The sequence below is a fragment of the Ideonella sp. A 288 genome, from assembly GCF_002198735.1.
In the GTDB taxonomy this organism is placed as follows: domain Bacteria; phylum Pseudomonadota; class Gammaproteobacteria; order Burkholderiales; family Burkholderiaceae_C; genus Pseudaquabacterium.
The window spans coordinates 18903-43442 of sequence record NZ_MWLO01000140.1; the positions used below are offsets into that span (position 1 = coordinate 18903).

Below are 24540 nucleotides of genomic sequence, written 5' to 3' on the forward strand. Positions count from 1 at the left end.
TGAACCGACCCCAAGCTCACTTCGTTCGCTGCCCCCGAGGGGCGCGTCAGCCCCTTCGGGCGGCCGGGCGGGTCTGACATGGCCACCATCGGCAGACGCGCCTACGCCGAGATGTTCGGCCCCACCGTGGGCGATCGCCTGCGCCTGGCCGACACCGCCCTCGTCGCCGAGGTGGAACAGGACTTCACCCTGCGCGCCGGCGGCTACGGCGAAGAGGTCAAGTTCGGCGGCGGCAAGACCATCCGCGACGGCATGGGGCAGAGCCAGCGCGTCAACGGCCCCGGGCCGGACGACGCGGTCGACTGTGTCATCACCAACGCCGTCATCATCGACCACTGGGGCATCGTCAAGGCCGACATCGGCCTGCGCGGACAGCGCATTTGCGCGATAGGCAAAGCCGGCAACCCCGACGTGCAGCCGGGCGTGGACATCGTCATCGGCCCGGGCACCGAGGTCATCGCGGCTGAAGGGCTGATCGTCACCGCCGGCGGCATCGACAGCCACATCCACTTCATCTGCCCGCAGCAGATCGACGAGGCCCTGGCCAGCGGCGTCACCACCATGCTGGGCGGCGGCACCGGGCCGGCCACCGGCACCTTCGCCACCACCTGCACGCCGGGGCCCGAGAACCTGGCGCGCATGCTGATGGCCGCCGAGGCCTTCCCGATGAACCTGGGCTTCCTGGGCAAGGGCAACGCCAGCCGGCCCGAGGCGCTGCGCCAGCAGGTGCAGGCCGGTGCCATCGGCCTGAAGCTGCACGAGGACTGGGGCACCACGCCCTCGGCCATCGACTGCTGCCTGGGCGTGGCCGAAGACACCGACACGCAGGTGTCGATCCACAGCGACACGCTCAACGAGAGCGGCTTCGTCGAAGACACCATCGCCGCCACCAAGGGCCGCAGCCTGTGCGCCTTCCACACCGAAGGCGCCGGCGGCGGCCACGCGCCCGACATCCTGCGCGTGGTGGGCGAGGCCAACTTCCTGCCCAGCAGCACCAACCCGACGATGCCCTACACCGGCAACACGGTGGACGAGCACCTGGACATGCTGATGGTGTGCCACCACCTCGACGCCGGCATCGCCGAAGACCTGGCCTTTGCCGAGAGCCGCATCCGCCGCGAGACCATCGCCGCCGAAGACGTGCTGCACGACCTGGGCGCCATCAGCATGATGAGCAGCGACAGCCAGGCCATGGGCCGGGTCGGCGAGGTCGTCATCCGCACCTGGCAGACGGCGCACAAGATGAAGCTGCAGCGCGGGGCGCTGGCCGGCGACACCCGGCCCGGAGGGCTGGCGGGAGATTCCTCGCGCAACGACAACCAGCGCATCAAGCGCTACATCGCCAAATACACCATCAACCCGGCCATCGCCAACGGCATATCGCATGAAGTAGGCAGCATCGCGGTGGGCAAGTGGGCCGACCTGGTGTTCTGGAAGCCGGCGTTCTTCGGCGTCAAGCCCAGCCTGGTGCTGAAGGGCGGCTTCATCGCCACCGCCGCGATGGGCGACCCCAACGCCAGCATCCCCACGCCGCAGCCGGTGCACCAGCGGCCGATGTTCGGCGGCTTCGGCGGCGCGCTGTCGCGCGGCTCGCTCACCTTCGTCAGCCAGGCCGCGCTGGCCGACGGCGCGGTGCAGTCGCTGGGCCTGCGCAAGACGCTGTCGGCGGTGAAGGGCTGCCGCACGGTGCGCAAGCAGCACATGCTGCTCAACGACTACACGCCGGCGATGGAGATCGACCCGCAGACCTACGCCGTGCGCGCCGACGGCCAGTTGCTCACCTGCGAGCCGGCGCTGGTGCTGCCGATGGCGCAGCGCTACTTCCTGTTCTGAGCGCCCCAGGTCGGGCCCCCACTCAGGTCAGGCCTGACACCGGCACCTCGACGGTGTCGTCCACCCGCGGCGCGTGCGCCAGCAGATAGTCCACGCACGCCGCCGACGGCAGCGGCGCGCTGTGCAGGTAGCCCTGGAACACATCGCAGCCCAGCGCGGCCAGGGCCTCCTGCTGCTCGGCCGTCTCGACGAACTCGGCCACCACCTCCACCTGCTGGGCGCGGCCGAAGGCGGTGATGGTGGCGATGATGTCGCCGCAGATCGGGTTGTGCAGCACGTCGCGGGTGAGCGAGCCGTCGATCTTGATGGCGTGCACCGGGAAGCGCCGCAGGTGCAGCAGCGACGAGTAGCCCATGCCAAAGTCGTCCATCGCCAGCGTCACGCCCATCGCCACGATCTGGCCCAGGTTGTCGTCCACCCCCTGGCCCGCCGGCACGGCGTGGCTTTCGGTGATCTCCAGTTCGATCTCGCCGGGCGACAGGCGGTGCTGGGCCAGGCAGAAGGCCAGTTGCGCCGGAAGTTGCGGGTCCAGCAACTGCAGCGGCGACACGTTGATGGCCATGCGGATGCGCGACAGGCCGAGGGCGTTCCACTGCGCCTTGCGGGCGCAGGCCTCGTCCAGCACCCAGGCGCCCAGGCGGCGGATCAGGTCGCCGTCCTCGGCCAGCGTGACGGCCACGTCGGCACGGATGGGGCCGTGGCGCGGGTGCGTCCAGCGCAGCAGCGCCTCGACGCCCACCGCAGCGCCGCTGCGGTCGTGCTTGGGCTGGAAGGCCAGCGCCAGTGCGGGGCTGCCGATGTCGCGGGCCAGGTCGGCGAACAGGCCGCGGGCGATCAGGCCCACCTCGTCGTTGCGCCGCAGCGACGACACGTGGCGCTGTCCCTGCGCGACGATGGCCTCGCTGGCGGACTGCAGCGCATCGGCCTGGCTGCGCAGGCGCTGCGCCTCCACCCGCCGCGCGAACGGCAGGTAGATCAGCGTGCTCAGCAGCAGGCCGGCCGCCTGCAGCGCCACGCCGCGCCACGAGCCGGTGATCAGGTAGCCCGACAGCAGCGGCGGTGTCGTCCAGGGCACGGCCACGTTGTGCAGCGGCACCAGCCCGGCGTGCACCGCGGCCAGCGACAGCCAGGCCAGCGCCAGCGGGGCCAGCAGGAAGGGCAGCAGGAACATCGGGTTCAACGCGATCGGCAGGCCGAAGATCAGCAGCTCGTTGATGTTGAAGATCGACGGCAGCACCGACATCTGCGCCACGCGCCGGTGCGGGCCCTCGCGGGCGACGATGAACAGCGCCACCATCAACCCCAGCGTGGCGCCGGTGCCACCCAGCAGCACGAAGTTGTCGATCAGCGGGCGCCAGGCCAGCGCCGGGTCGAAAGCCGCGCCGGGGGCGCCAAAGACCTGCGGCCCCAGCTGGTCCAGCACCTTGCCGCCGTGGATGCCTGCGAACCACAGCCCCTGGTTGATCAGCACCGCGGCGCTGGTGAGCAGCCAGTCGGCGTCCATCCAGCGGTTGATGGCCGGTGCCAGCCCGGACAACCACTGCGTGCCCGGCGCCGGCAGCGCCACCACGGCCTCGGCCACCAGCATGGCGGCCAGGCCGGCCACCACCATCGCCGGGGTCAGTCGCGTGGCGTGATAGAACAGCGGTGCGCTCTCATAGCCCAGCGCCATCCATCGCATCGACCGCCGGGCGGCCAGGGCCCGCAGCAGTTCGGGCGTGGCGATGCCGACGGCGATGCCCAGCAGCATGGAGGCATGGCCCAGCGCGGCGATGTCGGGCCCCTCGCTGACCACCAGCACGAGCATGAAGTTGGCCATCGCCGAGATGCCGGCCAGCAGCGGCAGCAGCGGTTCCTCGCCCTGCGGCACGGGCATGCGTCGCGCCAGCTGGCTGCTCAGCACCATGGCCAGCGCCAGGCCGAAGATGCCGTAGGTGCCCTGCACCACGCCCTGGGTGGCCGCCTGCCAGCCGGTGCCCAGCAACCGGGTGAGCCACTCGCTCCACCCCGGGATCGGCAGGTTGCCCAGCAGCACCGCGGCAGTGCCGAAGATGGTGAGCGGCAGCAGCGCGACGAAACTGTCGCGCACGGCGATGGCCCAGAGCTGGGAACGGTTCAGCAACATCGGTCAGTGGAATGGCATGGATCGGTCCGGATTCACGGCCCGTCGGTGCTGCCGCATTTCAGGTGTTATCGGATGCTGGCCGGGGCGCTTGAGCACGGCCCGGGCACGCCGCGCGCCGATCTGAGGGCCGACCGCCGCGGCCGGTTGGTGAATGGTCTGCATGAACACCCCTGCCCCCGGTATGCCGCCGGCCCGCACCATTCTGGACTGGGAAGGCGGCCCCGGATTGCGCGGGCGCAAGCCGGGCCGGTGTCACACTGCACGCCATGCGCGATGCCCCTGCCACCCCCGCCGACACACCCACGCGCGCCGACGCCCCGGCGCTGCAGCCCCGCGGTCTGCTGGGCCTGATCTGGCTGGCCTCGCCGGCGCTGCCGGTGGGCGGCTTTGCCTATTCCGAAGGGCTGGAGGCCGCCATCGAATCGGGCCAGGCCGCGGGCGAGGCCGGCGTGACGACCTGGCTGCTCGACCAGCTGGTGCTGTCGCAAGCCCGTGCCGACCTGGCCGTCACCGCCCGGGCCATCACCGCCTGGCGTGACGGCGACCTGGCCGGCATCGCCCGCCTGAACGACTGGGTGCGCCAGACGCGCGAGAGCGCCGAACTGCGCGGCCAGACCGAGCAGATGGGCCGCTCGATGCACGAATGGCTGCGCCTGCGCGGCGCGCAGGACACGGCGGTGCAGGCCTTGGGGGCCCTGCAGCCGGCCCCCACCTGGCCGGTGGCCTGGGCGCTGGCGGCGGCACAGACAGGCGCCCCGCTGCGCGACGCGCTGCTGGCGCATGCCTTCGGCTGGGCCGAGAACATGGTGCAGGCCGCGCTGAAGGCCGTGCCACTGGGCCAGACCGCGGGGCAGCGCGTGCTGCAGCGGCTAGCCGATGCCATCCCGGCGGCGGTGGACTCGGCCATCGCCCTGCCCGACGACGCCCGGCAGGCCTTCACGCCGATGCTGGCCATCCTGTCGGCGCGGCACGAGGTGCAGTACTCGCGGCTGTTCCGGTCCTGAGCGAGCGCAGGCCGATTGGCCGGTCTGTGGCGAACCCAGCCGGGCGCCGCGCGGCGGCGAACCCAGGCGGGCGCCGCGCGGCGGCGCGAGTGGTCAGGGCAGGTTGGTGGGCGAGGTGATCGGCGCCGGCGGGCTGCCGTGGCCCTGCTGACCTTCGGCGTTGCGCCCCCAGGTCCACAGCGTGCCGTCGGCGCGCAGGCCGAAGGTGCCGAGCGCTCCGGCGGACATTGCCGTCCAGTTGGCCACGCTGCCGATCTTCGCCGGCACGGTCGGTGCTGCCACGCCGCCATCGCCCAGCTGGCCATCGCTGTTGGAGCCCCAGGTCCACAGGGTGCCGTCGGACTGGATGGCCACGCTGTGCGCACCGCCCGCGGCGATCACCATCCAGTCGGTGGACAGGCCCACCTGGGCCGGCGCCAGGGCGTTGGTGGCGGTGCCCAGGCCCAGTTGACCGGCCGCGTTGGCGCCCCAGGCGAACAGCGCGCCGTCGGAGCGTACGCCCAGCGTGTGCTCGCCACCGGCCGACACCGCGGCCCAGGCCGAGGTGCTGGCCAGCTTGGTCGGCACCAGCACGCGGGTGGTGGTGCCCAGGCCGAGCTGGCCCTTGGCGTTTTCGCCCCAGGCCCACAGCGCGCCATCCTTGCGTCGCGCCACGGTGTGGCCGGCGCCGGCCGCCACGTTCAGCCAGTCGACCGACTGGGCAATGATGCGCACCGGCGCCGAGCGGTCGATGGTGGTGCCGTCGCCCACCTGGCCGCTGAAGTTGCGGCCCCAGGCCCACAGGCTGCCGTCCTTCTTGATCGCCAGCGTGTGAGCCACCCCGGCGGCGATGGCCTTGAAGTCGGCCTTGTCGGTGACACGCACCGGCGACGCGCGGTCGATGAAAGTGCCGTCGCCCAACTGGCCGTTGAGGTTGGCACCCCAGGCCCACAGCGTGCCGTCGCTGCGCAGCGCCACGGTGTGGAATTCGCCGACGGCCACCGCCGTCCAGGTGTTGACGGTGCCCACGCGCACCGGCGCGATGCGGTCGGTGGTGGTGCCGTCGCCGAGCTGGCCCGAGCGGTTCCAGCCCCAGGCCCACAGGCTGCCGTCGGTCTTCAAGGCCACGCTGTGGTTGTGGCCGGTGGCCACGGCGACGTAGGGCCCACGCACCGTCAGGCCCAGGCTGCCCGAGACGGTGCCCACGGTGGCGGTGGCCGTGCCGGCGCCCGCGGCCCGGGCCGTGGCCAGGCCCGTGCCCGACACCGCCACCTGCGTGCCATCGCCCGCCCAGGTGACGCCACTGGTCAGCGCCGACGTCGTGCCGTTGTCGTAGGTTCCGGTGGCGGCGAGTTGCAGCGTGCTGCCGACGGTGGTGGTGACGGTGGCCGCGCTCACCGCGATCGAGCGCAGCACCGGGGCGGCGGGCGTGCCGGTGGTGCCGGTGGTGCCGGTACCGCTGCCCGTGCCGGTGGCGGGGGTCGAATCGCCGCCGCCACCGCCGCAGGCGGCGATCGCCAGGATCGTCAGCAGCGGCATCAGCCAGCGGGAGAGGGCAGATCGAAAAGCGTGCATGGTGGTCGAGCGTCCTGGAGGTGATCGGTCCGCCGGCGCACACGGCCCGCGGCCGGATCCAGTCTAGGGACGGCCCGCCACCGGCCATGCGTCGAATAAGATCGACTCGACCCCCCAGACCTGCCCACCGGACACCCCCACGATGAGTTCAGCACTGCACCACCTGCCCGGCCGCACCAAGAAGCTGCCCCCGCTGCGCGTGGGTGTGGGCGGACCGGTGGGCTCGGGCAAGACGACGCTGGTCGAGATGCTCTGCAAGGCCATGCGCGAGCGCTGGGACCTGGTCGTCGTCACCAACGACATCTACACCAAGGAAGACCAGCGGCTGCTCACCGTGGCCGGTGCGCTGGAACCCGACCGCATCATGGGCGTGGAGACCGGCGGCTGCCCGCACACCGCGATCCGCGAAGACGCGTCGATCAACCTCGAGGCGGTCGACCGCATGCTCGAGAAGTTCCCGAACGCCGACATCGTCTTCATCGAGTCGGGCGGCGACAACCTGGCCGCCACCTTCAGCCCCGAACTCAGCGACCTGACGCTCTACGTCATCGACGTGGCCGCCGGCGAGAAGATCCCGCGCAAGGGCGGCCCCGGCATCACCAAGAGCGACCTGTTCGTCATCAACAAGACCGACCTCGCACCGCACGTGGGCGCCGACCTGGCCGTGATGGAGGCCGACACGCGCCGCATGCGGCCCGACCACGCGAACTCGCGCCCCTACGTGATGACCAACCTGAAGACCCGCGAGGGCCTGGCCGAGGTGGTCGACTTCATCGAGCGGCGCGGCCTGCTGGTGGCCGGCGCCTGAGGCACGGGCGCGGCCGCCGCCCGAGGCAGGCGGCTCACCCGCACGACAGGGGATGCGGGCCCGCCGAGGCCGCGCGTATCATCGTTCGGCACAGGACCAGCAGGGGCACGGCATGGCAGGCGACGGCATGTTCGACTTCGACTTCAAGGGGCTGTCCCGGACCGAGTTGCTGGGCCGCTCGGCCAAGGCCATCGGGGCCGGCGCCTCGAACCTGGGCGTCGGCGATGCCGCCGCCCCATCGGCCGCCGACGCCGCCCGCACGGCGGCCACCGGCCTGCTGGCCGCCCTCGACCAGGAGGTGGCCGAGTTCGCCGGCTTCCCCGAGATCGTGCCGCTGGAAGCGCGGCACTTCGAGGCGCACGGCATGAAGCCGCCCGCGCGCTTCGAAGACCTGAGCCGCCAGCACCGCTTCTACTGGCTGCGCATCCCGATGACGCTGCGCCCGCTGCAAGACCGGCCCTTCGTCAAGCTGCAGTGCGCGGTCGAGTTCAACCCCGGCGTCGCGGCGGCCCACCTGCGGCCGGTGGCGCAGATGATCCTGCCCGACCGCAAGTTCCAGCAGATGCTCGCGGCAAACACTTCGCTCACGCTGGGCATCGGCGAAGACTTCGAGTTCGAGGCCAAGGGCCAGGCCGACGTGGGCACCGCCGACACGCTGTCGGCCAATGGCAAGGCCAGCGTCGATGCCAAGGCCGCGGCCAGCGCCGGCATGACCGTCGGCCCCTTCCAGTATTCGTTGAAGAAGGCCGTGGTCAACCACAGCGGCACCGGCACCGAGAAGGTGTTCTGGACGCTCGATGGCGCCGAGTTCTTCGAAGAGCAGGAGCCCGTGCTGGTGGTCGTGCTGCGCGTGCCGAACGAGGTCACCGAACTGCACGTGGCCGCGGCACTGCAGGCCTTCCACGACATCCATTGGCTGGTCTCGTCGGTGGGCAACTTCTTCACGCTGCTGGGCGACCGCATGGCCGGCTTCTTCAAGAAGGGGGCGCCGGCCACGCACACCCAGGTGTGGAACCTCACCCCCCGGCTCTGAGCGCCGCCACCGCCTGCCGCCCATGGGAACCATGACCGTGACGGTGCTCGACCTGACGCGGGTCGAGGTGCTCACGGACGATGGCGCCCAGGCCTCGGGCCGCCTGCGCTGCGACAAGCTGCGCGAGGCCACGATCGAGGTGCTCGAGGCCTGGGTGCGCAAGAGCTCGGCCGTCACCCGCGCCGAGCTTCAGGTGCTGGGCGAGCACCTGTTCGAGATGCTGTTCGACGGCGAGGTGCGCCAACTGCTGCTCGAGCGGCTCGACCTGGCCGAGCCGCGCCACCCGCTGCACCTGCGCCTGGTGTTCGACGAGCCCGCCCGCATGCTGGCGCGCTACTCGTGGGAATACCTCTACATGCGCGAGGGCGGCGGCACCGCCTTTTTCCTGTCCACCTACGTGAAGCTGGCCCTGTCGCGCTACATGCCCAGCCGCCGGCGCGCAGAAACCCTGGCGCCCGCCGAGGGCACGCTGAAGATCCTGATGGTGGTGGCCGAGCCCAAGGAACTGGCGCTCGGCGCGGTGGCTGCCTCCGTCGTGATCGACGCGGTGAAGGGCGTGGCCGAGGCCATGAGCCGCGGGCAGCAGGTCGAAGGCCGCGGCCTGCTGCGCTGCGCCACCGAGGTGAGGGAACTGCACGAGGCCACCAGCCGCACGCTGTTCGACGCGGTGGCGGCCTTCCAGCCGCATGTGCTGCACCTCGTCGGCCACGGCCGCTTCGACCGGCTCAACAACCGTGGCGAGGTGGCGCTGCTCCGTGAAGACCTGACCACCACCGACTGGGTCGACGACCAGGACTTCAAGGACCGGGTGCAGGCGCTGGACCACCCACCCAAGGTGGTGGTGCTGCACCTGTGCCAGGGCGGCGAGGTGGCCTTCGAGCGCAATTTCGCCGGCATGGCGCCGCAGCTCGTCACCGCCGGCGTGCAGGCGGTGATCGCCATGCAGCACCCCATCTCCAACAACGCCGCCACCTGCTTCGCGCGCGATTTCTACGAGCGGCTGGGCCGGGGCGAGCCGGTGGACCGGGCCGTGCACGCCGGGCGCCGGGCGGTGTCCATCAGCGACCGCGAGCTGGTCGCCGCGCACGCCTTCGGCACGCCCGTGCTGTACCTGCGGGCCTCGGACGGCATCATCCTGCCGCAGGACCAGCCGACGCCGCCGCCGGCCGGGGCGCCCGGTGGCCGCGCGGGCAACCGGTCCACCGCCGGTGGGCCGCTGCCGGCCACCCGGCCCACCGCCGACGGCGGCTACACCGATCTGGCCGCGCCGGCACCCGACGCCGCCCTGCCGCCCATGCCCACCGTGGGCGGCACGGTGGCCAACGTGCTGCTGCTGCAGCCCGGCTCGGCGCCGGGCGGCGATACCGACCCGCTGCGCCGCATGCGCAAGGCCGGCCTGCTCGAAGCGGCACAGCGCCGCGTGGGCACCGACAGCGTCAAGGCCATCACCGCCCTGGGCAAGCTGCCCGGCGGCGACGAGGCCCGCGCGGCGCTCGAGCGGCTGATCGACGACAGCAGCGACGACGACCCCCTGCTGCCGGTGTGGGTGCGCATGCTCGGCGCCCTGGACGGCTGACCACCGAGACCGCCGTGCCGAACCCCGTCGTCCCGCCCACCGTCGCGTCGCGCGCCGACGCCTGGCTGGCCGGCGAGCCATCGCTGGGCGCGCCTGGCGACGCGACGGGCTGGCGGGCCGAGGTCGGCGCGGCCACGGTGCGGGCGCTGCGCGAGGCCTGGCGCGCCCCGCCCGAGTCGCTGTCGTCGGCGCGGTCGGCCGTAGCGCAGCGCCTGGCCGAGCTGGAGGACCTGCGCGCCGCGCTGCAGCGCGTGGCCGAGCGCATCGACCGCGACGCCCGCGTCGCCGCGCAGCTGGCACGCTTCGATGACGCCTGGCGGGCGCAGTGCCGGCAGCGCTGGGGCCGCGTGCCGTCCGACCCGGCCGACGCCGCCGCGCTGCTGCGGGGCTGGCAGCGCGAGCTGGGCGAGGCCCTGGCGGGATGGCGGCTCGACGCCTGCCACTGGCTGGTCGACCAGCCCTGGCCGGCCCTGCCCGCAGAGCCGGTGGCGCGCGCCGCCCGGGCGCTGCGTGCGCTGGCCGACCACGGCGACGCCACCGGCACCGTGGCCTGGCTGGACGGGCTCACCACCCGCGACGGCCCACTGGCCGACGGCGCGGCGGCCGAGTGGCGCGGCGCGCTGCTGGTGCTGAAGGCCCGCGTGCAGATGCAGGACCCGCCCACCCGGGACGCGGCCCTGGACGCCGCCCACGCCACGCTGGAGGCCGCCACCGCCGCCGCGCGCGGCGCCGGCACCGCAGCACTGGTGGACGCCGCCTGGGGCGAGCTGCTGGTGCGGCGCCAGCGCCCGTCCGACGCCCAGGCGGCCTTCGACCGCGCCCTGGCCGCGGCGCCCGACCGGCCCGACGGTGCCCTCGGCCGTGGCCAGCTCGACGCCGCCGAAGGCCGGTGGGCCGACGCCGACCGATGGTTCGACCTCGCCGTGCGGCGGGCGCTGGACACGCTCGACCCGCTGGCCACCCTGCAGCGGCTGCGCCTGCGGTGCCCGGCGCGGGCGCTGCTGCGCCTGGCCGAGGCGCTGGCCGGGCAGCCTGGCCTGGACGCGTCGATGGCGCGTCAGGCGGTCGACCTGGCGCTGGCCCGCACCGATGACGGGCTCGATGACGCGCTTCGCGCGCGCGCGCTGCGGTTGCGCGCCGACGCGCTGGCGGCCGACCCGGCCGCGGCCGGCGCTGCGGCGGCCGACCTGCGCGAGGCGGCACGCCTGCTGGTGGCCACCGATGCGGCCGGGGCGGTGGCGCTGTTCGAGCGCGCCGAGGGGCTGGCGCCGGGCGATGCCGAGGCCGGCTGGCGCCGGGCCGACGCGCTGCTGATGGCCAGTCACCGACCCGTGTGGCCCTATGTCGACCCGGCACAGCTCGAGGCGGCGCGCGCCGCCTGGCAGCGGCAGGCGGCGCTGGCCAAGCCGCGCGCGCCCTTCGGCTGGGCCTACCTGACGCGGGCCGTCGTCGCCGAGCGGCAGGCCGAACTCGCGCAACCGTCGCGCGACACCCTGCTGTGGCAGGCCGTCGAACTGGCCGAGAGCGCCCTGCTCTTCGACACCCGCCACGGCTATGCCTGGTCCACCCTGGCGCGGCTGCACCGCGGCCTCGACAACGCCGAATGCGCCCTGCAGGCCAGCGGCCAGGGCGTCGAGCACTACGCGGCCGACGTCTACACGCTCGAAGAGCGTGTGATCATGCTGGTCAACACCTGCCGCTATGTGCAGGCGCTGCCGGCCATCCAGCGCTTCCGCGAACTGGGCGGCAGCGGCGACTGGGTCAACGCCGCGCAGGCCCATGTGCTGCTTCACACCCACGACGGCCTCGAGGGCACGCCCAACCCCGGCGTGCTACGGCAGGCCCTGGCGCTGACCGACGGCATGGGCGAGGAGATCTGGCGCTGGCCCTGGATCGTGCGCGACCGCGCCCGCATCCTCGAGCGCCTGGGCCGCCCCGCCGACGCCGACGCGCAATGGCGCCGCCTGCTCGACCCGCGCATGGAAATCACGGCGGGCGACCGGTCCGACCGGGCGCTGGCGCTGCTGTTGTGCGGCGAGATCGAACCGGCCCTCAGCCTGATCGGCGAGTTGCTGGCCGACACGCAGCCCTCGCAGCGCGAGTCGAGCGAGCGCCTGCTGTCGCTGGCGCTGCTGCTGCGCCAACAGCCGGGCGATCTGGCGCAGGCACAGGCGCATTTCGATGCCGCGCTGGCGCTGTCCACGCCGCTGAGCCTGCGCGCCTGGCTGGTCGGCGTGGGCGCCGACGCGATGGTGCGGCTGGGCCGCGACCCGGCGGCCACCGATGCGCAGCGCACGCTGCTGCGGCAGATGATCGACCAGGCCACCCGCGCCATGCACAGCCTGCCGCGCCACGACAACCCGGTGGCCGAACTGCGCCACTTGCTGGCCGAAGAGCCGGCCTTCTTCGCCGCCGGCTCGCTGCCGCGGCGCGGCCTGCTCGCGACACTGGGGCGAGCCTGCGCCGAGGCCGGCGATTTCGCCGCGGCGCTGGACTGCCATGCCGAACTGGCCCGCCTCGAGCCTGACCCGTGGCAGCAGGCCGTCGAGGCCACCGTCGAGGGCTGGGCGGCCTCGCTCGGGAAGGGGGGCGACCACGCCACCGACGCCGAGGTGGCCGACGCGGCGCTGCGGCACCTCGCCGCGCACGGGCTCGACGACATGGCCGCGGCGCAGGCACTGCGCGCCCGGCGGGCCCGTGCCATGTCCGCCCCCCGCGGTGCCGACGGCCCGGCGGCCGGCCGCCGAACGGTGGAAGGCCTCGCGGCCAAGTTGTTCGGCGAGGCCGCGGTGGCGGCCAGGATCGAGTCGCTGGCGGCCCAGGTGACGGCCGCGCCGCAGGCCGACCCGGCCGACCTGATCGATTTGCTCGACCCGCTGCAGCGCGACCTGCGCCTGCACGCGTCGGCGTCGCGCAGCGCCGGCTACGGCCTGGTCGTCGCGCCGCTGCGGCTGTACCTGGGCGCGGCCGTCGGCGCGCTGGCCAGCCCCGACACCTTTGCCGCCGAGGCCTGGGCGCCACTGCGCCACCGCGTGCTGCAGGCCACCGGCCTGCGGCTGCCCGACGTGGCGCTGCAGGAGCTCAACCCCGAATCGGGCCACGACAACGCCTACCTCATCGCGATGGACGACCTGGGCCTGGCGCTGGGCCAGGTGCGCCCCGGCGAGCGCTTCGCGCCGGTGCCGATGCGCCGGCTGCTGGCCGCGGGCGTGCCGGCGGCTCTGCTCACAGAAGCCACCGATCCGCGCGGCGGCGGGTGGGGCTGCTGGGTGCCGCCCGCGGCCTGGCCGGCCGCCAGCGACGCCGGCATCGAACTGTGGGCCGACGAACTGGCCTTCATCGTCGAGCATGTCGACGCCGTGCTGCGGCCGGTGCTGGCCGAACTGTTCACCCTCGAGCAGGCCGTAGCCTGGCTGCGCCAGGACGGGCGCGGGCCGGGCGGCGACGACGGCCCGCTGCGCCAGCAGATCAGCGCCGACCCGACCGACCTGCTGCTGCTAACGCCACTGCTGCGCTCGCTGCTCGCCGAAGGCGTGTCGATCGACGACCGCGAGGCCATCGTGTCGGCCTTCGTGCGCGCCCGCGGCGACGGCCTGGATGCCCTGCTGCGCCAGGCGCGCCAGGCGCTGCGCGCCGCCCTGCCCGGCAACGCCACCGGCGTGCGGCGCCTGGCGCTGCCGTCCGAGCTGGAGTTCGAGCTGCTGGCCTGGCTCGACACCGAGCGCGGCCGCAGCTGGATCGCCATGCCCGCCGCCGACACCCAGGCCATGCTGGCCGCGCTGCGCGACCTGCTGCCGGCCGACGGCATGCGCCGGGCGCTGGTGGTGCAGTCGCCCGAACTGCGGGCGCCGCTGCAGCGCCTGGCCGCGCTCGAGCACCCGGGCGTGCTGCTGCTGTCGCGCGACGAGGTGATCGGCGACGTCGAAGGCGACGACGGCGCGGACCGCGCGCAGGCGGGCGGGGCGGCCACGGCGGCGGCCGGAGGTGCGGCATGAACCTTCCCGCCCAGCCGCCGTGGGACCGGCATGCGCGTGCCTCGCGCAGGGGGTCGCCGGGCCACCGGAGGCTTGCGCCATGACGGCCGCGCCGCGCCCGCTGCTGCTGGCCGAGTTGACGCTGCCCACGCGCTGGCGGGCGCTGGGCGAGCCCGCCGCGCGCGACGCCGCGCGGCAGGCCTGCGTGGCCGCGCTGCAGGCCGTGCTGGACGACTGCGGGCTGCCCGCCAGCGCCGACGTGATCCTGCATGCGGCGCCCGCCGACGCCCGGCGGCTCGGCCCCGCCCGTGCGCCCATGCTGCGCGTGGGCAGCGCGCACTGGCACGGCGCCGCCGCCCGGCAGGCCGAAGTGCACGCGTCGGTGCTGGGCCAACCGCTGGCGGCGGCGCACTTCGACACCCCCGACTGGCTGGAAGACGCGTCCGCCGTGGCCGACCCTCGGTTGCCGGCGTTCGTCGGGGCGTTGTGCGAGACCATGGCGCGCCGCCACCCGTCGGCCCTGCTGACGCCGCCGGTGGCCGCCGCGGTCGCCGATGCGCTGGCACGCCGCGGGCTGGCGATCGAGCCCGCCCGGCTGCCGCGCCTGCGCGTGGCGCTGCAGCGCGTGCTGGCCATGCACCTGCCGGTGGACGACCTCGACCGCATCGCCGAGGCCTGGCGCGAGGCCGAGGCCGGCCGCTCGGGCGACGACGCGCTGGCCGAGGCCCTGATCGACCGCCTGGGGCCGGCGCCCATCGCGCTGCACCTGTCGCGCCGCACGCTGCAGGCCTGGAGCACGGCCTGCGCCAGCGACCGCGACCTGGCGCCCAGCCTGCGCGAGGCGATGTACTTCGACCTCGGCCTGCACACCGCCGACTGGACCCTGCGGCCCGACGACACACTGCCCGACGGCAGCTTCGTGCTGCAGATGGGCACCTGCCGGTCGCCGCGCCTGCAGGGCCTGGCGGCCGACCAGCGGCTGCTGGGCGGCCTGGCGGCGGGGCCGGCCACAGCGCACCACGCACTGCACCCGCTGACGCGGCAACCCATGCGCCTGGCCGCGCTGGCCGACGAGCCCGCCAGCGCCGCACTGGGCCCGCTGGGCCATGCGCTCACCTACCTGGCCGCCCTGCTGCGCGAGCTGGCCCCCTGCGCGCTGCTGCGCCAGCGGGTGGCCGAGGCGCTGCGCGCGCCGACGGTCGTCGGGCCCGAACTGGCCCGCGCCTTCCTGGGCCGCCATTCGCTGGAAGGCCTGACACGCGTGTTGCGCGGCCTGCTCGACGAGCAGGTGTCGATCCGTCACCTCGCGCGCATCGTCGAGGCGCTGTGCGATGTCGACTGCATCGTCGCGGACGGCACCGGGCTGATCGTCTTCGACGACCGCCTGCCGGTGCGCGAACGGCCACCCGAGGGCCAGGCCCTCGAGCCGGGACTGCTGCTGGCGCAGGCGCGGCGGGCGCTGAAGCGCCAGATCACCGCCGCCGCCCTGGCCGGCCGCAGCCAGTTGCCCTGCCACCTGATCGACCCCGAGGTCGAACGCCTGCTGGCCGGGCCGCGCGCTGCGGACGCCGACGACGTGTCGGGCCCGCTGACGCTGGCGCAGCAGCAGTCGTTGCTGGACACGCTGCACGCCGACCTGGACGCGCCCGTGGGCGAGCCGCCGCCGGTGCTGCTGACCAGCGCCGAGGCTCGCCCCGTGCTGCGCGACCTGCTGCGCCACGCCTGGCCGCACGCGAAGGTGCTGGCCTTCAACGAACTGCGGCCCGACATCTCGCTGCAGCCCCTGACGCGCAGCGGCCTGGCCGACTGACGCGCAGCGGCCCGAGCGACTGACGCGCAGCGGCCCGAGCGGGGGCCGACCGACGCGGGGCGGGACGGGCCCGCCCCGGGGCGATCAGGTGCCCTTGCTCACCGTGATGGTGGGGAACTTGGCGCTGAAATCCTTGGCCTTGTCGGCGATCTTCACGGCCACCTGGCGGGCCACGGCCTTGTAGATGGCGGCGATGTCGCCGTCGGGGTCGGCCACCACGGTGGGGCTGCCCGAATCGGCCTGCTGGCGGATCGACATGGTCAGCGGCAGCGCGCCCAGGTAGTCGAGGCCATGGTCGGCGGCCATCTTCTTGCCGCCGTCGGCGCCGAAGATGTGCTCGGTGTGGCCGCAGTTGGGGCAGCAGTACACCGCCATGTTCTCGACCAGGCCGAGGATGGGCACGCCCACCTTCTCGAACATGGTCAGGCCCTTCTTGGCGTCGATCAGCGCGATGTCTTGCGGCGTGGTCACGATGATGGCGCCGGTGATGGGCACGCGCTGGCTCAGCGTGAGCTGGATGTCGCCGGTGCCGGGCGGCATGTCGACGATCAGGTAGTCGACGTCGCGCCAGTTGGTCTGGCGCAGCAGTTGGTCGAGCGCCTGGGTGGCCATCGGGCCGCGCCAGATCATGGCCTGGTCGGGCTCGACCAGGAAGCCGATCGACATCACCTGCACGCCATGGCCGACCATCGGTTCCATGGTCTGGCCGTCGTTGCTCTCGGGCCGGCCGGTCACGCCCAGCATCATCGGCTGGCTGGGGCCGTAGATGTCGGCGTCGAGCATGCCCACCGTGGCACCCTCGGCGGCCAGCGCCAGCGCCAGGTTGACGGCCGTGGTGCTCTTGCCCACGCCGCCCTTGCCCGAGGCCACCGCGATGATGTTCTTGACGCCGGGCAAGAGCTGAACGCCGCGCTGCACCGCATGCGCCAGGATCTTGACCGACACCGTGGCGCTGACGTTGCCCACGCCGGGCACCTTGCGCGCCGCATCGATCAGCGCCTTGCGCAGCACCGGGATCTGGCTCTTGGCCGGGTAGCCCAGCACGGCCTCGAACGACACCTCGTCGCCCTCCACCCGCAGGTTCTTGATCTGCTTGGTGCTGACCAGGTCCTTGCCCGTGTTGGGGTCGATGACGGTCTTCAGCGCGTCGAGCAGGGCGGTGTCGGTGGGAGCGGACATGGATGGGGGTCTCTCGGGGAGGGGAAGCGCCGGGCCGGCATGACTTGGCGCCCGAAGGCGCCAGTGGATGCGAAGTCTAGCGGAGCGCCCGGCGGCCATCGGGTGGTGGGTGTACTGATGGACCCAACATCGGCCGCAGCGGAGGGCCTGCGCGGCGCCTGCCGACGACCGGCCGCACGCCAAGATCGCCCGCGTTCTACAGGGCAACCCTCACGCAGTTGCGGCCTTCGCGCTTGGCCTCGTACATGGCGCTGTCGGCGCTGTGCAGCCAGCGGTCGGGGTCGAAGCCCGCCACCAGGGGGCTCACGCCGAGGCTCACCGTCACCGGCTGGTCGTCCAGCAGCGGGGCCTGCTCGATGCGCTGGCGCAGTTCTTCGGCGACGTGCATCGCGGCGTCCACCGTGATGCCGTCGAGCACCAGCACGAACTCCTCGCCGCCGACACGGAACAGCCGGTCGGTGCCTCGCACGCACGACTGCGCCAGCGCCACCACGTCGCGCAGCACCTGGTCGCCGACGGCATGGCCGTGGCGGTCGTTGACGGCCTTGAAATGGTCGATGTCGAACAACAGCAGCACGGCGCGCCGGGGTGCCTTGGCAGAGGTCAGGCGCTGCAGCGCGGCCTGCAGATCGCGCCGGTTGAAGGCGCCGGTGAGCGGGTCGGTGACGCTCTGCGTCACCAACTGCTGCTGCAACTCGCCGATCACGCCCAGCACCACGTTGAGCAGCACCAGCATCAGGCCGGCCGAGCCGACGAAGCGCAGGCTGGTCGGCCCGCCGAACTGGAAGTAGCCGATCAGCGCCGACCCCGCCACCAGCAGCAGGCAGAACAGGTGCGCCTGGCGGCGCGGCAGCACCATGTAGAAGTACATCGACGCCGGAAAGGCCCAGTACAGCGGCGGCGCGCCGATGAAGTGCACCGACGCCACCACCGCGGCCAGGATCGAGGTCGCCAGAACGATGTAGGGCACCAGGGGCCGGCCGCGCGCCATCAGCGACCAGGCGTTGCCGCCGAACAGCACCGCCGCCAGCAGGTCCACCGCGGCCAGGCTGTAGCGGCCGCTCGTCACGTGGTACACGCTGAACGGCAGGATCAGCGCGAAAGCGATCAAACCGACGCGCGCAGTGATGCTCCCGCGCAGGCCCAGCAAGGCGTCGTGGGTGGACGCCGGGCTGTCCGCAGGTTCCACGCGCTCGCTCATCCCTTGGTTTTCGGCCCGCGGCCGGCCGAAGCAAGCGGCCAGCACCTGGCAGGCTCGGCGAGCGTGACCCCGGTCACGGTCCGCGGGCCGGGCGGTCGGGCTGGCGGGCCGGCGCGCAGGCGCGTCGATCGGGGGCTGCGTTGGCGCAATCGGGCAGGCGTGGCGAGGTCAGCGCGCGCAGGAAGGCCACGATCGCGTCGCGGCCGTCATGGCCGACCGGCTGGGGCCGGAGGCGCGGATCCTGCAACGGGTCGGCCGGCCAGCCGCCGGCCAGGTAGTGATCGAGCACGTCTTCCAGCGTGTCGAACGAGCCGTCGTGCATGTAGGGCGCGGTGAGCGCCACGTTGCGCAGGCTGGGCGTGCGAAACGCCCGCGCGTCCGCCGCCTGCCCGGTGACCTCTTGCCGGCCCAGGTCGGCCGCGTCGGCAACGCCCACCCGGCGCAGCTCGTCGGGCGACAGCACCGCGTGCACGCCAGGGATCAGCTGCACCTGCACCTCGCGCTGGCGCAGGGCGTCGGTGCGCGCCTGGACGCCCGTGTTGTGGAAGTGTTGGTCGGTGAACAGCGCGTCCTGCGCGCCCACCGGGTGGCAGGACGAGCATCCCAGCGACACGAAGAGCTCGAAGCCACGCCGCTGCTGCGCCGTCAGCGCATCGGCCTGGCCGCCAAAGCGCCAGCGGTCGAAGGGCGAGTCGGCCGCCAGCAGCGTGCGCTGATAGGCCGCCAACGCAGCGGCCATGCCGCGGGCCGTGGGCTGCGCCTGGCCAAACGCACGGCGGAACAGCCCGCGGTATGGCGGCCATCGCGCCACGCGCGCCAGCACGCCGGCGATGTCGGGGTTGGCCATCTCGTCCGGGTGCAGCATCGGCATCAGCGCCTGCTCTTCCAGCGTGCCCGCGCGGCCATCGTGGAACAGCCGCTGCACGTGGGCCACGTTGAGCAGCGTGGGCGCGTTGCGGCGCAGGCTCACGCCTTCCATGCCGACGGACGTGCGCAGCTCGTTGACCGTGAAGGCCTGCTCCGGCACATGGCACATCGCGCACGACAGCGTGCCGTTGACCGACAGCCGGCGCTCGAAGAAGAGCGCCCGCCCCAGGGCCACCTGCGCCGCGGCCGGGGCCGGCGCGGCCAGTGGCGGCAGGCCCAGAGTCGCCCCGACGGCAGCCGCCGTGGCGGCCAGCGGCGCCGCGAGCGGCGTGCCGTTGACCGCCGCGCTCGCTGACACGCCGACGGCCACGCCGATTGCCACAAACCGCGCCCCACGCATCGCGGCACGCCGTGCCGCCCGGCCGCTTCGAACGTCGCGCATCGCCACGGCACCCCGTCAGCGCCGCCAGCGCGGCAGCGCCTCGGCCTCGATGCGCAGCGTGTGCAGGTCGTTGACCACGGCCACCGGCTCCAGCGTGGCCACGCTGTACACCTCGCGCACCTGCCGCTGTGCATCGACGAGAACGATCTTGAGCAGGTGGTTCAGCGTGCGGGTGGCGTGCCCCTGGGCATCGGTTTCCACCGTGACGTCCTGGCCGAAGCCGGACAGCAAGGGCAACAGCCGCGGCACCGAGGCGGTGGTCAGGAAGCGCCAGCGCACGCGCTCGTCCCGGGCCCGCTCGCCACCGTACAGCGCCATCTGCGCCGGCGTGTCGTTGGTCGGGTCGAAGCTCAGGCTGATGAGTTGCGCGCGGGCGGCCAGCGCCGCGTCGCGCCGCACGGCGTCGTGAACCACCTCCATCGCGCGCCAGGCCAGGGGGCAGCCCTCGGGGTCGCGGCAGTAGGTGTACATGAACGACAGCACCGTCAGGCGCCCGACCAGCAAAGCGTGCAGCCGACGGGCCCGGCCGTCGCTGTCGATGACCTGGCCGTCGGGCGCCGCGAAGAGCCGAGGCAGGCGGTAGCTGCCGGGCGCCGGCAGGCGCGCCGTGTCCACCGCCGGGCGCCCACCGGCCAGGCGCGGCTGGTCGGCGTCTTTCGCGGCCCAGGCGGCCGGCCCGGTCACCCAGCCCAGCAGACCCAGGGCCCCCACCCGCACGCGCCACAGGCGCGCGGCGCTGTGCACAGGCATCGCGATACCGGCCCTCGTGCCAGCGGCCCCCGTGCGCTTCAACGCGCCTGCGCCACGCGCAGCGTGCCGGCGGCCGGGGCCACCTCGGCCAGGCTCTTGCCGGACGGCCGCGCGGTGAACTTCATGTGGTGCGCCCGACCGAGCTTCAGCTTGGCAAAGTCGACCTCGAACTTCTGCACCAGCGCCTTGCCGTCCCAGTCGTAGGCGCGCAGCACCTGCTCGTTGTCGTCGCCCTTCTTGTCCCAGTTGGCCAGCAGCGACGAGGTGATGTACACGCGCTTGCCATCCCAGCTTTGCGACACCATGTTCACCTGCTTGCCGGTGACCAGGGTGTAGGTTTCCTTGGGCGCCTCGGGGTTGCTCATGTCGAAGTAGCGCGTGGTGCCGTCCATGAAGGTGTTGACCCACAGGCCCTTGCCGTCGGCGGTGATGGAGATGTCCACCGGCAGCGGGATCTTGGCCGGGTCGCCGATGGTGGCCACGTCTTTTGCCTGCCATTGGCCCTGCGCATCCTGCTTGACGAGCCACAGCTTGCTGGTCAGGGCGGTGGCGGTGACGGCCCAGTTGTCGCCCTCCTTCAGCGACCAGCGGATCTCGAGCGGCGCACCCGGCACGCTCAGCACCTTCAGCGGCTTCATCGCCTTCACGTCCCAGGCCACCATGGTGTTGCCGAAGCGCTTCATGGCTTCGCCGTCCTTCACCAGCTTGCCCAGGTCCATCATGTAGTTGTTCCAGCCGGTGAAGCTGGAGGTGAGCATGGTGTTCTTGGCCGGGTTGATGGCGATGTCGTAGCCGTAGCCGTCACCCTTGGCGCCGCCCAGCTCGCCAACCGGCATGGGGTACTTGTCGACGATGTCGCCCTGGTTGTTGAACAGCACCAGGCCGGTGACGCCGCCGTGGTCCTTGGCGTTGGACAGCGCCTGCACCAGCATGCGCCCGGGCATGGCGTAGAAGGTGTGCGGTCCGACGAAGCCGGTCTTGGCCGCCAGGTTGGAGATGGTCTTGGCAAGCTTCGGCTTCTCGGGGTTGGCCATGTCGAAGACGAAGATCTTGTTGTCGTCCAGCCGGCCGGCCCACAGGAAGCGCCGGTCGTCGGTGAAGCCCATGTGGTGTGCCTCGCCGCGACCGGGCAGCACGATCTTGTGGATCACCTGGCCGTAGCGCGGGCTCTTGGGGTTGGCATCCACGGTGACGAGCTTGTCGTTGCCGTCGCCCAGGCCCTTGATGCCCAGCGTCCAGACATGGACGAAGTCTTCCTGGCCCTTGATGAGCTTGGCCATGTACGGCGAGTTGCAGGTTTCGTCGGCCGCTGCCGACAGGGGCAGGCCGATGACCGCCGCGGCGACGGCGTTCATGATCCAGAGCTTGGTCATAGGGTGTCTCCTCGTGGGGTGTACCGCGGCGAGAAGGACCTGGGCCCGCGGCTGGCTTATCACATACCGAAAGGTATGTTTCGCCATCGGGCCTGGTTTGTCAATGCTTCATTCGATGTGCAGTGCAGCACGGGCATAGCGCTCGAATTGCTGCAGTGCACGCCGGATGCTGCCCGTCACTTCACGTGCACGGCCCACGTGCAGGGCCCCTTCGATGGTGTACAGCAACTGCTCGGCCAGTTGCCGCTCGCTGGTCAGCGGACGCTGCCCGGTGCGCCGCGCGATGCGCCTGAACTCGGCGGTGGACGCCTTGAGCCAGCGCTCCAGGCCCTGCTCGCATTGGCGCCTGATCGGCGAGCCGTCCTCGTATTCCTGCGCCACGATCAGGAACAGGCAGCCGCGGCGAAACCACGGATCGCGTCCGTAGATGTGCCCGAGCGCCCCGAGGTAGGTCTGCAGGTGCTCCAGCGCCGTGGGCTGGATGGCCAGGTCCACCGCCGCCAGGCTGGCCGCGCCGCGATCGCCGAAGTGCTGCAGCATGGCCGAGACGAAGGCGTCCTTGTCCTGGAAGTGATGGAAGAAGGCGCCCTTGGTGACGCCGACCTCGGTGCACACGCTCTCCAGCGTCGTCTGCGTGGCGCCCTGGTTCAGCACCGCCGCGACACCGGCATCCAGCAGATCGTTCTTGCGCGACGGGCGGGGCATTCGGTCTCCGGGATTGTGGCGGGAAGCGCTGCGCGGCGAAGCACGAATTGTGCGTGCGGGCCAGTTTCGGTGCTCGCGAGGCAGCACGGGCCGAACCGGTTCCGGCGCCCGGACCGTACCACTGCACCCATGCCCACCCNCCCCGCCCCTTCGCACCCCTGCGCCGGCCTGCGGGTGTTCATCAGCTACCCCCGCGGCGGCGCGGCCCACGCCTGGGCCAAGCGGGTGCATCCGCACTTGCGTGACGGCAGCGCCGATGCCTTCCGTGACCCACACGCCACCATCGCCGATGGGCGATGAGGACAGGTAGCTGCACTTCGCACTCGGGCTGCGGCCTGCCAAACTGCTGGCCCGCATCGCCAACCACCGAATTGGTGGCCGGCGCCTGCAACACCTTGGATTTCTGTATACCGTCCGGCCGGGGTTGCCGGTGGTCACGTTCAGCGTCAAAGCGGTGACCTACAGGCCCGCCGTGCGCTGCCGCTGCAGCGCCACGGGAGCCCGTGCCGACGGCGCGCCAAGCTTGCGCACACCCGGGAGCGACTCGAAGTCAGCCGCTTCCGTGCTGGAGGCGATGAACCCGGGGTATCGGCCCTGCGCCGGCAGATGCCTACTTGCGCGCCAGCGTGTCGCGGATCTCACGCAACAGGAGCACGTCCTCGGCCGGCGGTGCCGGAGGCGCGGGCGGCGCGGCGGGCTCGGCACGCTTGAGGCGGTTGATCTGCTTGATCATCATGAAGATCACGAACGCCAGGATGATGAAGTTGAAGACGATCGTGATGAAGCTGCCATAGGCAAACACATTGCCCACCTTCTGGGCTTCGACGAGTGGCGCTCCCGCGGGCACGTTGCCGGCCAGCACCAGGTACTTGCTGGTGAAGTCGGCCTGACCGCCGAGGATCAGATTGACGATGGGCATGATGAGGTCCTTGACCATCGAGTCGACGATCTTGCCGAACGCGCCTCCGATGATGACGCCGACCGCCAGGTCGACGACATTGCCCTTCATGGCAAATTCTTTGAATTCGGTTGCGATGCTCATGGTTGTTCAGTTCGGTGGTTTGGTCGGTGATGACTCGAGGTCGGCAACGGGACTGCAGGTCCTCGACGGGGACCGTCAGCCGCCGGCGGGCCTCAGGGCCGATGGGCGGACAGTGGTGGCTCGCCGGTCTCGGCGTTCGGTGACGTTGCGCGCTCGTCCGTCGACACGGCATGCCGCACGCCAACGGGTTCCGCACCACCCCTCGACTGCTCGCCGGCCTGCGAAAGCGCCGCCAGGCCCATGGCCGCGGCCAGCAGAGCGGCGAACATGACCAGGAAGCGGAGTATGGGCGGGGGATCCGAGGTGCGATTCATTGGGTGGGGGTGCCGCTGGGTTTGGTGCCAGGGGCTTGGGTGAACAGTGGCCTGATTCTTGGTTCGAATCTCGTCGAACTCCATCAGGGACTGGCGGAAAGGACGCTCAGGCATTCCCCTAGACGCGCCGAAGGGCACACCATCCGATGGACACGGTTTGGTCGAACTGCCGCCGCGGGGACGTGGCTCCGCCGCTCCCGACCATCTCAGGGATTCTCTGACCCCAGATTCGGCCGGACCCTGGTAGCCGACGATCGAGATGCCCCCTAGATTAGGCATCTCCACCATCCGGTCGGACATTGGCACAGGGAACGAACATGCGCATCGACGCGATCACGAAGTGGCTGGTGATGCTGTTCCTGACCCATGCGTGCGTGTTGTCGCCATCCATCGCGGCGCCATCCGATTTTCCGTCGACGCTGGATGTGGCCGGCAGGCGGCTCGGCCTGAACGGTGTCGGCGTCCGCTACAAGGCCATCTTCAAGGTCTACGAGGCCGGGCTTTACGTCACCAGCCCCGTGCACTCGATGGATGAGTTTGTCGCACTGGATGGGCCGAAACGTCTGCATCTGGTAGCCAGTCGCGACATCAATGCCAGCGAACTCGGCCGCATGCTCGTGCGCGGCGTGGCAGATGCCAACCCACGCGATCAGGTGACCCGCCAACTCGTCGGCATCGCCCAAGTGGGCGAACTGTTCGCATCGCGACAGGACATCCGGCGCGGTGAATCGTTCGGCTTCGAATACGTCCCCGGCGATGGAACCCGGCTGCTCATCAATGGCAAGGCGATCGGCAAGGCGGTTCAGGACGCCGAGTTCTTCACGGTGGTCATGCGCATCTGGTTGGGGCCGTTGGCGCTGGATCCACGCCTGAAGGCCGCATTGCTGGGCCTGCCTGAGGTCGTTGCCTCTGCCACCACGCCGCAATGACCCCAAGTGGGCGATACCACC

General features: G+C 72.2%; 18 protein-coding genes. 8 read left to right on the forward strand and 10 right to left on the reverse strand.

Going from position 1 to position 24540, the window contains the following annotated elements:
• Positions 1 to 78 precede the first annotated feature (78 nt).
• A complete protein-coding gene (gene ureC, locus EOINJALH_RS22120; protein ID WP_088284188.1) occupies positions 79 to 1833 on the forward strand; it encodes an urease subunit alpha in 1755 nt (584 codons plus the stop codon).
• A 22-nt stretch (positions 1834 to 1855) separates the two neighbouring features.
• Here ureC and EOINJALH_RS22125 read toward each other — a convergent pair whose 3' ends face one another.
• Positions 1856 to 3958: an EAL domain-containing protein gene (locus EOINJALH_RS22125; protein WP_088284190.1), complete on the reverse strand. Its 2103-nt coding sequence runs from the start codon at positions 3956 to 3958 to the stop codon at positions 1856 to 1858.
• A gap of 266 nt (positions 3959 to 4224) precedes the next feature.
• On the opposite strand from EOINJALH_RS22125, the gene EOINJALH_RS22130 reads away from it, so the two are divergent.
• A complete protein-coding gene (locus EOINJALH_RS22130) occupies positions 4225 to 4962 on the forward strand; it encodes an urease accessory protein UreF (protein ID WP_088284192.1) in 738 nt (245 codons plus the stop codon).
• A 93-nt stretch (positions 4963 to 5055) separates the two neighbouring features.
• Here the strand turns inward: EOINJALH_RS22130 and EOINJALH_RS22135 are convergent, their stop codons facing one another.
• The gene (locus EOINJALH_RS22135; protein WP_088284194.1) at positions 5056 to 6516 is read right to left on the reverse strand and encodes an Ig-like domain-containing protein; all 1461 of its coding nucleotides are present in this window, start codon (positions 6514 to 6516) and stop codon (positions 5056 to 5058) included.
• A 142-nt stretch (positions 6517 to 6658) separates the two neighbouring features.
• Between EOINJALH_RS22135 and ureG the strand changes: the two genes are divergently transcribed.
• From ureG to EOINJALH_RS22155, 5 genes are all read left to right on the forward strand, one after another.
• Positions 6659 to 7324, forward strand: a complete 666-nt coding sequence (ureG, locus tag EOINJALH_RS22140; protein WP_088284196.1) for an urease accessory protein UreG — start codon at positions 6659 to 6661, stop codon at positions 7322 to 7324.
• Positions 7325 to 7451: 127 nt separating this feature from the next.
• Entirely contained in the window at positions 7452 to 8357 is a 906-nt protein-coding gene (locus EOINJALH_RS31915) for a hypothetical protein (RefSeq protein WP_158219848.1), read from the forward strand.
• A gap of 22 nt (positions 8358 to 8379) precedes the next feature.
• On the forward strand, positions 8380 to 9933 hold the full coding sequence (locus EOINJALH_RS22145) for a CHAT domain-containing protein (protein ID WP_158219849.1): 1554 nt from the start codon (positions 8380 to 8382) through the stop codon (positions 9931 to 9933).
• Positions 9934 to 9947: 14 nt separating this feature from the next.
• Positions 9948 to 13928 carry an FHIPEP family type III secretion protein gene (locus tag EOINJALH_RS22150; protein ID WP_144290128.1) on the forward strand — a complete coding sequence of 1327 codons (3981 nt, stop codon included), beginning with the start codon at positions 9948 to 9950 and terminating at the stop codon, positions 13926 to 13928.
• A gap of 79 nt (positions 13929 to 14007) precedes the next feature.
• Entirely contained in the window at positions 14008 to 15717 is a 1710-nt protein-coding gene (locus EOINJALH_RS22155) for an FHIPEP family type III secretion protein (protein WP_088284202.1), read from the forward strand.
• 84 nt (positions 15718 to 15801) lie between these two features.
• Here EOINJALH_RS22155 and apbC read toward each other — a convergent pair whose 3' ends face one another.
• The 8 genes from apbC to EOINJALH_RS31370 form a co-directional block, all read right to left on the reverse strand.
• Positions 15802 to 16896: an iron-sulfur cluster carrier protein ApbC gene (gene apbC / locus EOINJALH_RS22160; RefSeq protein ID WP_088284204.1), complete on the reverse strand. Its 1095-nt coding sequence runs from the start codon at positions 16894 to 16896 to the stop codon at positions 15802 to 15804.
• Positions 16897 to 17092: 196 nt separating this feature from the next.
• Positions 17093 to 18085, reverse strand: coding sequence for a GGDEF domain-containing protein (locus tag EOINJALH_RS22165; RefSeq protein WP_158219850.1), 993 nt, complete (start codon positions 18083 to 18085; stop codon positions 17093 to 17095).
• 85 nt (positions 18086 to 18170) lie between these two features.
• On the reverse strand, positions 18171 to 19322 hold the full coding sequence (locus EOINJALH_RS22170; protein WP_158219851.1) for a cytochrome-c peroxidase: 1152 nt from the start codon (positions 19320 to 19322) through the stop codon (positions 18171 to 18173).
• Between the two features lie 99 nt (positions 19323 to 19421).
• A complete protein-coding gene (locus EOINJALH_RS22175) occupies positions 19422 to 20156 on the reverse strand; it encodes an SCO family protein (protein ID WP_088284210.1) in 735 nt (244 codons plus the stop codon).
• 38 nt (positions 20157 to 20194) lie between these two features.
• Positions 20195 to 21529, reverse strand: coding sequence for a selenium-binding protein SBP56-related protein (locus EOINJALH_RS22180; protein WP_088284212.1), 1335 nt, complete (start codon positions 21527 to 21529; stop codon positions 20195 to 20197).
• Positions 21530 to 21637: 108 nt separating this feature from the next.
• The gene (locus EOINJALH_RS31365; RefSeq protein ID WP_144290129.1) at positions 21638 to 22234 is read right to left on the reverse strand and encodes a TetR/AcrR family transcriptional regulator; all 597 of its coding nucleotides are present in this window, start codon (positions 22232 to 22234) and stop codon (positions 21638 to 21640) included.
• Between the two features lie 610 nt (positions 22235 to 22844).
• Positions 22845 to 23276, reverse strand: coding sequence for a large conductance mechanosensitive channel protein MscL (gene mscL, locus EOINJALH_RS22190; RefSeq protein WP_088284216.1), 432 nt, complete (start codon positions 23274 to 23276; stop codon positions 22845 to 22847).
• 92 nt (positions 23277 to 23368) lie between these two features.
• Positions 23369 to 23590, reverse strand: a complete 222-nt coding sequence (locus tag EOINJALH_RS31370; RefSeq protein ID WP_144290130.1) for a hypothetical protein — start codon at positions 23588 to 23590, stop codon at positions 23369 to 23371.
• A gap of 317 nt (positions 23591 to 23907) precedes the next feature.
• On the opposite strand from EOINJALH_RS31370, the gene EOINJALH_RS22195 reads away from it, so the two are divergent.
• Entirely contained in the window at positions 23908 to 24519 is a 612-nt protein-coding gene (locus tag EOINJALH_RS22195) for a chalcone isomerase family protein (protein ID WP_088284218.1), read from the forward strand.
• The last annotated feature ends 21 nt before the right edge of the window (positions 24520 to 24540 follow it).